The organism is Micromonospora sp. NPDC047644, assembly GCF_040704315.1.
Taxonomy (GTDB): Bacteria; Actinomycetota; Actinomycetes; order Mycobacteriales; family Micromonosporaceae; genus Micromonospora.
Genome location: NZ_JBEYSY010000002.1, coordinates 45,594 through 56,760, shown reverse-complemented (window position 1 = coordinate 56,760; position 11,167 = coordinate 45,594). Strand labels below are relative to the sequence as shown.

Here is an 11,167-nt window from a genome sequence, read left to right as displayed (position 1 = left end):
GCGCGGCTCGACGTCGAGACGAACGTCGATCATCCCGCGCTGGTCCGCGCCACCACCAGCACCCGATCAGTCGGTGGTGACCGCCTGATTGCCGGACACGCAGTACACGTCGCCGGAGTTCGCGGCGTGCGGCAGGTCGTGCAGGTGCGTCGCCAGGTCGGTCGCGGACGTCCACCGTTGGAAGGTCATCGACTTGTCGTCGCCCACCGCGACGTCGAAACCGTCGAAACCCAGCGCGGTCAGGCGATCGAGACACCGGTCGGCGACCGCACGCGCGATGGTGGTGAACTCGAACGACAGCGCGGACAGCGGGCGGCTCAGGCCGGCCAGCACCTCGTCCTCGAAGCCCTCAACGTCGATCTTGGTGAAGGTCGGCACGCCGTACGTCTCGATCAGCGCGTCGACGGTGACCACCGCCACCTCGATGTCGGTGTCCCACACCTGGCCCTCCCACCCGCCCGCCCCTTCCGCCGCGTGGACGAAATCCGGTGAGGCGGTGGACACCGTGGGGTTGGCGGAGTTGACGTGCAACCGGGTGCGCCCGGGAAGCGCGCCGCAGGCCGCGTCGACCACTGTCACCTGGTCGTCGTCGGCGTAGATCGCCCGCAGGGCGCGCAGACACAACGGCTGCGGTTCCACCGCGACGACCCGGGCACCGAGGCGACGGAAGCTGGCGATGTGATCGCCCACGTGGGAGCCGATGTCGAAGACGAGGTCCCCGCCGTCGACGAAACGGGAGTAGAAGGCGTCCATCCTCGCGTCCCGCTCGGGATCGCCGTAGTAGACGTCCAGCGACCGGTGCAGCAGGGACAGGGCCGGGTCGCTGCGCAGCGCGGCGATCCTGGTGTCGGTGCCAGCCGTCATCTGTCTGGTCCAGTCCGTGAGAGAGGTGGCCGGGTCACGGCCCGAAGGCGGTCAGGAACCGGTCCCGGAAGGCGTCCATCCGCCAGACCGGCGCCTGCGGTCCGGGCTTCAGCCCGTCCTGCCAGCCCCACCCGGAGATCCGGTCCAGCACGGCCCGGTCCCGGGTGATGAGCGAGATCGGCACGTCGTGGCTGGCGTTCTCGCCGGTGACGACCGCGGCGGGTTGGTGGTCACCGAGGACGATGAACACGAGGTCGTCGTCTCCGTAGGTCCGCACATAGGAGATGAGCGCGCCCATGGTGTACTCGATGGACTTCCGGTAGTCCGCCCGGATCTGGGCGGTGTTGCGGCGCTTGTCGTCCGACCTGCCCGCGCCGGCTCCCCGGTAGACCGAGCCGTCGCCGACGTCGTTCCAGTCGAGCAGCGGCGGGACGGGCGTCCAGGGCGCGTGACTCGACACCAGCGCCAGCTCGGTCATCACGTTGCCGTCGCGCTCCGCCTGCTCCAGGCGCTGCCAGCTGGCCAGGGTGTACTGGTCGGGCGGGGTGCCGAAGCTGAACTTCGGGCCTCGGTACGCGAGCGTCCTGGCGTCGTAGAACCGGTCGTAGCCGAAGAAGGAACCCTCCGGCCACGGCTTGGTGACGGCGGGCATCACGCCCACGGTCTGCCAGTTCGCGCGTTGGAAGGCGCGGTTGAGGGTCATCCGGTCACTGGACAGCAGGGTGCGGTGGCGCTGGTCGTTGTCGATCCACAGGCCGGAGAGCAGTGTGTCGTGCGCGAGCCAACTGCCGCCACCGAAGGTCGGCGAGGTGAGGAAGCCGCTCTGCGCGGCGAAACCCGCCGCGCCCAGCTGACTGGTGCCGCGGTCGAGGACCGCACCTACCCAGGGCGCGAACTCCGGGTCCTCGACGGCGTCCCGGCCGTAGCTCTCCACGAAGGCGACGACCACGTTCTTGCCGCGCAGCGCGGTCAGTAGCTGGTCGCCCGGGGTGTCGCCGAACGTGTCGGACTCGATCAGAGCGCCGAACGTCTCGCGGTCATCGAGGCGCAGGCGCACCTGGAAACCGTGACCGTTGGCCAGCGTGGTCGCGGAGGTGTCGGCGACCGGTACGCCCTCGACCACCCGCACGTTGAACGCGGCGCAGGCCACCCAGACGACCACCAGCGCGGCGACGACCCGGGTGGTACCGGTGCGGTGCCGGACCACCACCCCCCGCAGTCGCCGCATCGACAGCGTGACAAGCGTCGGCAGGAACACGACCACCGCCGCCAGGGCGACCGCGGCACCGATGGCGGCGGGCCGGCCGTACGACTCGCTGAGGAAGGCGAACCCCTCGTCGAGGAGCGCCCAGTCGAGCACCGGGTCGAACGCCCGGCTCAGCGACGCGGTGAATCCCAGGTCGAGCAGCTTCAACACACCGAGCAGGCCGAGAGCCACGCCGGCCAGCGTCGCGACCATCCGGCTGCCGCGAGACGGCAGGGCCAGCAGGAGGGCCACGACCAGTAGCGCCTCCAGGGGAATCCGCGCGAACGCCGCCGGGCTGAGCCGGCCGTAGTCGTACGGCACGGTGAGGACGAGCAGCACGAGCAGGGCGGCCAGCACGGTCGTCAGCCGGGCGGCGACGGAGCGTTTCGGCCGCTCCTCGACGTCGGTGCCGTCGGCGGTGCCGTCCGAGACCTCGACCTCCATCGCCCTCCGTCCCTGGTTCGGCAGCTGACGTACGCGCGTCAAGAGCGACAACCCGCGCATCCTTTCATGATCTTTGTTCGGCGCAGCATCCAGGAGGCTCAGACGCGGGCGGTCCCGCGTCGGGCGACAGCGACCGTGGGGCGGTCCGACCAGGGCAGCCCGTCCGGCCGGCTCGCGCCCAGCGCCGTCACGGCGCCCGGGGCACTGTGGCTGGCCGAGTTGCCCACGTGGACCGTCGCGGCCGGGGTGGCGTGGGTGACGGCGCGGCGGCGGTGCCGGGTCGTCCAGAGCCAGGTCACGTCCCGCCCGAACGACTCGACCAGCAGCGCCACCGACACCACCAGCACCACTGTCGTCAGCGGCGCGGGCAGCACGTCGGCCATCGCGACCGTCAACACGACACCCTGGATCGCGGCGACGACCTTGCTCCAGTAACGCGGCGGCGCGGATCCCCGCATCCACTCCAACACCCAGGTCGCGCCGCCGTAGAGGTAGCGCATCGCGCCGATCACGAGCACCCAGCCACCCACCGCGGGGGCCACGTGCAGGCAGAGCACCAGGACCAGGAAGGAGTCGATCTCCATGTCGAAGCGCGCGCCGAGCTCGCTGGTGGTTCCGGTACGACGGGCCGTGTACCCGTCGACGGCGTCCAGGGCCAACGCCACGCTGGTGAGGACGACCATCAGGGTGATCGGGGCCGACCGGCCGAACGAGTCGGCGGCCAGGGCCGTCACGCCGCCGACGAGGATCGCCCGGCTCAGGGTCACCCGGTCGGCGGGGCTGAGCGCACCCGCGCCCGAGCGGGACATCCCCCGGCTCAGCAGGGCACACAGGACCACCCCGTACGCCAGCCCCGCCACCCAGCCCGCCGCGCCCAGACCGACCGTCTCCGCCAGCAGGGCCAGCAGGCCGATCTGCACGAGCAGTCCGATGACCGGACCAGTTCGAACCGTTGACATCGTGCCTCCGCGACTCTGGTGGGTGACCCTGACCGTCATCACGGAAAATATGACCGATCGGTTCATTCTGAACGCGACGTGGCAGGGTGCCCCACAGAGACCTGCCCGTGGGCCGGCCGGTTAATCGTCCACCGTGGCTGCGGGTCGACCGCCGGGCCGTCGGTCAGGGCGTCGGCAGGGTCAGCACCTCGGCACCGTCGTCGGTGATGGCGATGGTGTGCTCGCTGTGCGCCGTCCGGCAGCCCGTCGCGCTGCGAAGGGTCCAGCCGTCGGCATCGGTGATCAGCGTGGCGGTGTCCGCCATCACCCAGGGCTCCAGCGCCAGCAGCAGCCCCGGGCGTAGCCGGTAACCGCGACCGGGGCGCCCGGTGTTGGAGACGTGCGGGTCCTGGTGCATCGTCGAGCCGACCCCGTGGCCGCCGAACTCCGTGTTGACCGAGTATCCCGCCGCCGTGAGAACCGAGCCGATCGCGTGGGAGATGTCACCGATGGGAACGCCGGGGCCGGCGGCGGCGATCCCGGCCTGCAACGCGCGCTCGGTCGCGTCGATCAGCGCGACGCTCTCCGGGGGCCGCACGTCGCCCACCACGAAGCTGACGGCCGAGTCCGCGACGACTCCGCGGTGGGAGACGGCGAGGTCGAGCGAGAGCAGGTCCCCGTCGGCGAGTGGGTAGTCGTACGGCAGCCCGTGCAGTACGGCGTCATTCACCGACGTGCAGATGTAGTGGCCGAACGGCCCACGCCCGAAGGACGGCTCATAGTCGACGTAGCAGGATTGCGCCCCGGCTTCGATGATCATGGCCTGCGCCCACCGGTCGATGTCCAGGAGGTTGGTGCCGACCACGCAGCGGCTCTTCAGCGTCTGCAGGATGCCGGCGACCAGCGCGCCGGTGTCCTTCGCTCGCAGCACGTCGGTGGGGCTCAGGATCTCGATCATGCAGCGCCTTCCTCGGACGACCAATAAGTATCCCGGCCATATTATCCCGGTACTAGAATCGGGGCATGGTCAGGTTGCCACTCACTCCCGAAGAGCTCGAACGCGGTCAGCGCCTCGGCGCGCTCCTGCGTCGGGCCCGTGGAGAGCGTTCGATGCTCCTCACCGCGCTCGACGCGGGCGTCTCGCCGGAAACCCTTCGAAAGATCGAGTCCGGCCGGATAGCCACCCCCGCCTTCCCGACCATCGCGGCGATCGCCGACGTCCTCGGCCTCTCCCTCGACGCCGTCTGGTCGGAGATCAACACCTCGGACGGCAGCGCCGAACTCCCCCGGCCGACGCGCGCCGCGCGAGAACGGTTGGCCTCCTAGCGCGCGGCGGCCGATCCTGTGGACGCCGCCACGGGGTGGGCCCGAGCCGCTTCGCTGCCTACGCCTCTGTCCGCCGGGACTCGGTAAACGCCCCGCCTTCGGGAGGGTCTGCCGTCAGGCTCCAAACGCGAATGCAGTCAGGAACCGCATGAGCCGCGGCTGTCACCGCACCGCCGGCAGAGCGCTATCTGACTATAGATAACCTAACAGTGATTCCTCCCGATCGGTATCGGGCAGACGCCCGACTGCGCAGGTCAGTGGCGGTGGCTAAGTTCGCCCGATGTCTACCAACATGATCGGTGCGGAATCCGCGGGCACCTGGACGCTCGGCGATCTGAGCGTCAATCGAATCGGATTCGGCGCGATGCGCCTGACGGGTAACGGCAGCGCGGCGAGCGACCGCGCGCTGGCCATCGGACTGCTACGCCAAGCGGTCGACCTCGGTGTGAACCACATCGACACGGCGGCGTTCTACTTCTCGCCACTGCGGTCGGCCAACGAATTGATCAACACGGCGCTGTCGCCGTACCCGGATGACCTGGTCATCACCACGAAGGTCGGACTGGGCCGCGACCCCTCGGGAGCGTGGCTGCCGCTGGCCCGTCCGGATGAGCTGCGTGGACAGGTAGAGGAGAACCTGCGCCAACTCGGCCGGGACCACCTGGATGTCGTGAACTTACGCCAGCACGGACTGGAGTCGGTGGCGGAGCACTTCGGCGCGCTGGCCGAGCTACGCGACACCGGACTCATCCGGCATCTCGGCCTGTCGAACATCCGTCCGCAACACCTCGCGCAGGCGCAGGCGATCGCTCCGGTGGTCTGCGTACAGAACACCTACGGTGTCGACACCCGACGAACGCAGGATCAGCTCGTGCGTACCTGCGGCGAGCAGGGCGTCGCATTCGTGCCGTTCTTTGCGATCGCTGGGGACCGACGTGAGGCCGGCGGCGTGGCCGCCAACACGGCGGTGGAGGCCATCGCCCGCACGCACGGCGCGACGCCCGCTCAGGTGCGGATCGCCTGGACCCTCAGCCGCGGCCCGCACCTGCTGGCCATCCCCGGGACCGGCAACCCCGATCACCTGGTCGAGAACCTGGCCGCCGGGGCTGTGGTCCTGTCGCCGGACGAGTTGGCCAGCCTCGAATAACACCCCCGGCAGGATGCAGCCCCGCCACGACCTCCACGGAAGGCCCGTCACTGTGCAGGCAGCGACAACGCCCGTTCCCATCCCTCCGCGCGACATCTCGTGGCTCGTTGCCCGAGGACTCATCCCCGATCACGGCCCTCGGCGCGTCCTGGCCTTCGCGACCTTCGTCAACATGCTCGGAAGTGGCATTTTCATGGCCACCGCCGTGCTCTTCTTCACGCGATCCGTCGGGCTTCCCCTTGCTCAGGTCGCCGTGGGGATGGGCATCGCAGCGCTCGTCGGGATGCTCGCCGGGGTTCCGGTGGGGCATCTCGCCGATCGTCGAGGCCCACGCGAGATCTATCTGCTGACCCTGCTCATCCGAGCCGCCGCCATGGCCGCTTTGGCCTTCGTGCACACGTTCTGGCCGTTCGTCATCCTGGTCTGCCTGACCCAGCTCGCGCACTCAGCCGGCGGCGCGTCTCGCGGTCCACTGGTCCGTGGCTTCGGCGGCACCAACCTTGGCCAGTATCGGGCCTATCTGCGGTCGGTCGCCAACCTTGCGGGATGTTGCGGCGCCCTCGCCGCCGGCGCCGCAGTGCAACTGGACACCCGCACGGCCTACCTGGCCCTGGTCGTCGGCAACGCGGTCAGCTTCCTGGCATGCGCCGCCATCATCACTCGGCTGCCCTCGCTGCCGCCCGTACCAGTGCCACAGCTGACCGGGCGCTGGATCGCACTGAGGGACAAGCCCTTTCTGGCAGTCACCGTGCTCGACGCCATCCTGGGAATACAGGGCCAGGTACTGGTCTTCGCGCTGCCGGTGTGGATCATCTCGCGGACCGATGCGCCACGCTGGTTCGTCGGAGTGGCCGTGCTGGTCAACACCGCGCTCGTGGCGACGCTGCAGGTCAGAGTGAGCCGGGGAGTCGACTCGAGCTCAGCGGCAGGTCGGGCGATGCGCCGCTCCGGGTTGGCGTTTCTGATCGGGATGGCCCTGATCGCCGCCACGTCGGTGATGCCCGGATGGGTCGCCGTCACAGTGATCACGCTGGGGGTCGCCTCGCACACCGTCGGCGAGCTGTGGCACGCGGCGGGCTCACTCGAGTTGCAGTTCCGGCTCGCCCCTGCGCATGCGCAGGGGCAGTACATGGGAATCTCCGGCCTTGGCACCGGCCTGGCCAACGTCGCCGCCCCTTCCATCCTGGGCCTGCTCTGCATCGCCTGGGGTGCCCCCGGCTGGCTGCTGATGGGCGGCATCTTCGTAGCGGTGGGGCTCGCCGCCCCGGCGGTCGTCCGATGGGGCGAGCGAACGCGCCCGGACTCAGCGGAGGTCATCTAGAACCAGGGACCGGGCGGCCGGGACTCAGCCGGGCGGAGGTCGACCGAGCCGACGCCGGCTGCTCGGTCCGGACCTGGGAAAGCCGCGCGAGTGGCCTCGGCCTCGTGACACGGCGAGAGCTGGTCCCGGTCTACGAACGACCGGGACCAGCGGGTGGTGCGCTCAGGAGGCGGCGATGCCCTCCATGCCGATGCCGTCGGCGAACTTCGGCAGACCCTCCACAGTGGTGACGAGGTTCAGCGATCCGTCCTCGTGCACCTTGTAGCCCTGCACGTTGCCCGCGGTGGCGTTCTGCACGTACAGGAAGCCGTCGCTGGTGGTCATGTCGATCGACCCGCCGTTGGTGTCGGCGGCGACGTTCTTGACCAGTTCGAGCTTGCCGTCGTCGTCGACCCGGTAGGAGCTGATGGTGGAGCTGCCGGCGTTGGCGACGAAGAAGTAGTCGCCGACGCGCTGGATCCAGCACGGCGCCTGCTGGCCGTTGGGCACCGACGGCCCGACCTGATCGATCGAGCCGTCGTCCTCCAGTTCGAACCGGCTCACCGCGTTCGCTCCCGACTCGGTGACCAGCACCGAGTCCCTGCTGTCGAAGGTGAAGCCGAACGGCGTGTTTCCCGCGTCGCTGATGACGGGGTTACGGGCCAGGTCGCCGTGGCGGCCGATCTCGTAGCTGAACATCACGTTGGCGTTCTTGGCGGACACCAGGACGAACTCGCCGTCCGGGTCGATCTTGACCTGCGCCGGGGCGGACGCGAACGCGGGCGGGTTGCCGTTGTGCAGCCCGAGCGACCGGTTGGCGTCCTCGATCCGCGACAGCCGCCCCTTGTCCAGCTCGAAGCCCTGCACCGAGCCCTCGCCGCCGGCGTTGAGCACGTAGACGAGGTCGCCACGGGCCGCGACGCTGACCGGCAGCAGACCGCCGGACCAGATGACCTGGAGCTTGTGCAGCTTGGTGCCATCGACCCGGAAGACCGTCACGGTGTTGCTGCCGGCGTTCACCGCGAACAGGTAGCCGCGGTAGTAGGTCAGGGAGCCCTGCGAGGCCAACGCGTCGAGCGGCGCGCCGATGGTGAAGCCGCCCAGCCCGCCGGTCTCGTACTCGCCCGCCTTGGTGAGACGCCCGTCCTCGTCGCGGTCGTACACCTTGATGGTGTTGCCCTCGGCCTTGTTGGTCTGGACGAAGACAGCGCCCTCGTCGCCGTAGTGGTGATCACCCCCCTTGCGGTCGTCGTGGTACCCAGGGCCACCGCTATCGGCGAAGGCTGCCCCGGGGATCGATCCGATGCTGGTCAGACCTGCGAGGAGGGCTGCCGCGAGCGCGACACTGCGCTTCATCACTGACTCCTTATGCACCCGAAGGGAGGAATACGAGTTTTCCTCTCCTTCGAAAGGTATCGGAGCAGGTAGGTGGCTTGGTCGTCGTTACCCTAAAGGGGTAATTTCATGCCAAAAAAAGAAATGACCAGACGAACGGGCGAAGGTGGCGCTGTTGCGCCGCAGCGCACCAAGCGCTCGGTCCACGAACCGACGGTGATGGGTCCCGGAAGGCCGAGACGGGTCTTCGTCGTTCGCCTGGGCGCACTGTCAGAGATGGTCGGGCCACCACGGTTCGAGGAGGGTGGGGTCGGCCACGTACTGCGCCACCTGCGGCCGCTGCTCGGGGGGCAGCGACAGCGCCTGGAGTCGGGCGCCCCACTCGGGCACCCGGTCGGCCTTGTCCAACGCCGTGGCCAACTCGATGAGGCCGGCCAGCGCCATCGCCTGCTCGACCACCGGGGAGTCTTCGGCGCGACGGCGCATCCCCGAGTCGAGCGCCCGGTAGGCCGCCCGGTCGTCCATCTTGAACTCGCGCAGGATCCGGGCGTTGTCGAGCACCCGGGCCAGCCCGTCGAGTTCCTTCGACCCGCCGTACTCCACGTCCTTCGGTTCGTCGCGCTGGATGAAGACGATGGAGTTGCCCGACGGGTCGACGATGCTGAACCGCGACGCCCCGGCACGGTAGCGGGTCATCCGAGGCAGGCCCTTGACCAGCACCTTGCCGTAGCTGCGGCGCATCGCCTCGGCGAACGCCGCATGGTACGCCGCGACCGCGTCCACCATCACCAGGCAGCCGCCGGACTGCTCCTTCGCTGGGTCGAGATCCTTCGGTGCCGGCCCGTAGTGCAGATCGAAGCCGCTCCACCGAAACGCCAGGTACACGTACGGCCTCAACTGCTCGTAGGTCACCTCGAACCCGAGCGCCCGCCAGAACGCCAGGGTCTCCTGCGGGGCTGGACAGTGCAGCAGCGGCACCGTGGTCTCGTTCGGTTGGACACGGTCCATGGTGGTCGTCATGGTCACTCCCGATCCGGTCGCCAGGCCGGCAATTGTGTCAGCACCGACGGCGGGCCTCGGCGGGTTTCGTCTCCTACCCGGGGAGGAGGGCCCGCTCAGACCGGCGGCCGCAACCGGGGCTCCCGGTCGGACGCGACCGGCGGGCACGCCGACCAGCATCTACAGACATGAGTATCGACCTGCGCCGGGCGGCACGCTGGCACCGCCCACTGATGTTCTTCGTGTACGTGATGGCGGTGCTCGCCGTCGCCTGCGCGGTCGGCGTCTTCGTCGACTCGCGCGTTCTGGTCGGCGCGCCGATCTGGCTCAAGCCGTTCAAGTTCGCGGTGTCCTTCGTGCTGTACGGCGCGACTCTCGCGTGGATGCTCACCCTGTTGCCGCGGCGCAGCCGAGCCGCCGAGTGGGCCGCTACAGTGATCGTCGCGATGGCGGTGGTGGAGATGGTGGTGATCGTCGGCCAGGTGGTACGCGGGCAGGCCAGCCACTTCAACGACAGCGCCCCCCTGAACACGGCGCTGTTCGCGACGATGGCCGCAGCGATCATGGTGCTGTTCTTCGCGCACCTCGTCATCGGCATCGTGCTGCTGATCCGGCGGATCCCGGACCGGGCCGCCGCGACCGCCGTCGGGTGGGGGCTCGGCCTGTCACTGCTGGGCATGCTCGCGGCGGTGCCGATGGTGCTGCCCATGCAGGAGCCGGGGATCGACGGCATCTCCGGGGCGCACAGCGTCGGTGTGGTCGATGGTGGGGCGGGTCTGCCGGTTGTCGGCTGGAGCACCACCGGCGGTGACCTGCGGATCGGGCACTTCGTCGGGCTGCACGCCCTCCAGGCGGTGCCGATCCTGGCGATCCTGCTGAGCCGCTTCGCGACGCGATTGGACGAGCGCACCCGCGTCCGGTTGCTGGTCGTGGCGGGCGCGGCGTACGGCGTACTCACTGTGTTGTTGACCTGGCAGGCGCTGCGCGGGCAGCCGCTGCTGCGGCCGGACGGTCTCACCCTCGTCGCGGTCGCCGCCCTGGTGGTCGCGACCGCGACCGCCGCCGGGCTCGTGCTGGCGGGCGGTCGCCGACCGGAACTGGCGCTGGCGGCATGACGGCGGCGCTGTTCTCCCTGACCTTCGCGGTGGCCGCGCCGTTCTGGGCGCTGATGATCCTGCTGCCGCGCTGGTCGTGGACGGCCCGGATCGTCGGCTCGCCGCTGATCGTGCTGCCGGTCGTGGTGATCTACGCGCTGCTGGTGCTGCCAGCGTTCGGCGAGGTGCTGCCGGCGGTGGCGTCGCCGACCCTGGCCGGGGTGCGGGACCTGCTCGGCACCTCCGACGGTGCGGCGGCGGGCTGGGCGCACATGATCGCGTTCGATCTGTTCGTCGGGCGGTGGGCGTGGTTGGACAGCCGGGAACGGGGGGTGCCGGCGCTGGTGATGGCTCCGGTGCTGGTGCTGACCATCCTGCTCGGGCCGCTCGGCCTGGCCGCGTACCTCGCGGTCCGGGCCCGGTGGCGGCGGCCCGCAGCCGCCGCCACCGGCGCACAGCGCCTAGGCTGACCTC

At 69.8% G+C, this 11,167-nt stretch carries 10 protein-coding genes and 1 pseudogene; 5 read left to right on the top strand and 6 right to left on the bottom strand.

Going from position 1 to position 11,167, the window contains the following annotated elements; all coding sequences use genetic code 11:
• Positions 1–66: 66 nt before the first annotated feature.
• From AB0877_RS03505 to map, 4 genes and pseudogenes are all read right to left on the bottom strand, one after another.
• Positions 67–864: an FkbM family methyltransferase gene (locus AB0877_RS03505; RefSeq protein WP_366606286.1), complete on the bottom strand. Its 798-nt coding sequence runs from the start codon at positions 862–864 to the stop codon at positions 67–69.
• Between the two features lie 34 nt (positions 865–898).
• Complete coding sequence (locus tag AB0877_RS03500; protein WP_366606284.1) at positions 899–2,554, bottom strand: sulfatase-like hydrolase/transferase; 1,656 nt, start codon at positions 2,552–2,554, stop codon at positions 899–901.
• 284 nt (positions 2,555–2,838) lie between these two features.
• Positions 2,839–3,513: pseudogene (locus AB0877_RS03495) on the bottom strand (CDP-alcohol phosphatidyltransferase family protein); the annotation flags it as partial.
• A gap of 163 nt (positions 3,514–3,676) precedes the next feature.
• Complete coding sequence (gene map, locus AB0877_RS03490) at positions 3,677–4,450, bottom strand: type I methionyl aminopeptidase (protein WP_366606283.1); 774 nt, start codon at positions 4,448–4,450, stop codon at positions 3,677–3,679.
• A gap of 65 nt (positions 4,451–4,515) precedes the next feature.
• On the opposite strand from map, the gene AB0877_RS03485 reads away from it, so the two are divergent.
• The 3 genes from AB0877_RS03485 (at position 4,516) to AB0877_RS03475 (ending at position 7,286) form a co-directional block, all read left to right on the top strand.
• The gene (locus tag AB0877_RS03485; RefSeq protein ID WP_366606282.1) at positions 4,516–4,818 is read left to right on the top strand and encodes a helix-turn-helix transcriptional regulator; all 303 of its coding nucleotides are present in this window, start codon (positions 4,516–4,518) and stop codon (positions 4,816–4,818) included.
• Between the two features lie 280 nt (positions 4,819–5,098).
• A complete protein-coding gene (locus AB0877_RS03480) occupies positions 5,099–5,965 on the top strand; it encodes an oxidoreductase (RefSeq protein WP_366606281.1) in 867 nt (288 codons plus the stop codon).
• A 52-nt stretch (positions 5,966–6,017) separates the two neighbouring features.
• Entirely contained in the window at positions 6,018–7,286 is a 1,269-nt protein-coding gene (locus tag AB0877_RS03475; protein ID WP_366606279.1) for an MFS transporter, read from the top strand.
• A 162-nt stretch (positions 7,287–7,448) separates the two neighbouring features.
• Here AB0877_RS03475 and AB0877_RS03470 read toward each other — a convergent pair whose 3' ends face one another.
• Complete coding sequence (locus tag AB0877_RS03470; protein ID WP_366606277.1) at positions 7,449–8,621, bottom strand: beta-propeller fold lactonase family protein; 1,173 nt, start codon at positions 8,619–8,621, stop codon at positions 7,449–7,451.
• Positions 8,622–8,870: 249 nt separating this feature from the next.
• Positions 8,871–9,620, bottom strand: a complete 750-nt coding sequence (locus AB0877_RS03465) for a glyoxalase (RefSeq protein WP_366606276.1) — start codon at positions 9,618–9,620, stop codon at positions 8,871–8,873.
• Positions 9,621–9,787: 167 nt separating this feature from the next.
• Between AB0877_RS03465 and AB0877_RS03460 the strand changes: the two genes are divergently transcribed.
• Together AB0877_RS03460 and AB0877_RS03455 are read left to right on the top strand one after the other, a co-directional pair.
• On the top strand, positions 9,788–10,714 hold the full coding sequence (locus AB0877_RS03460; protein WP_366606274.1) for a hypothetical protein: 927 nt from the start codon (positions 9,788–9,790) through the stop codon (positions 10,712–10,714).
• Positions 10,711–11,163: an ABA4-like family protein gene (locus tag AB0877_RS03455; RefSeq protein WP_366606272.1), complete on the top strand. Its 453-nt coding sequence runs from the start codon at positions 10,711–10,713 to the stop codon at positions 11,161–11,163. The genes AB0877_RS03460 and AB0877_RS03455 overlap by 4 nt, the downstream gene beginning before the upstream one ends.
• The last annotated feature ends 4 nt before the right edge of the window (positions 11,164–11,167 follow it).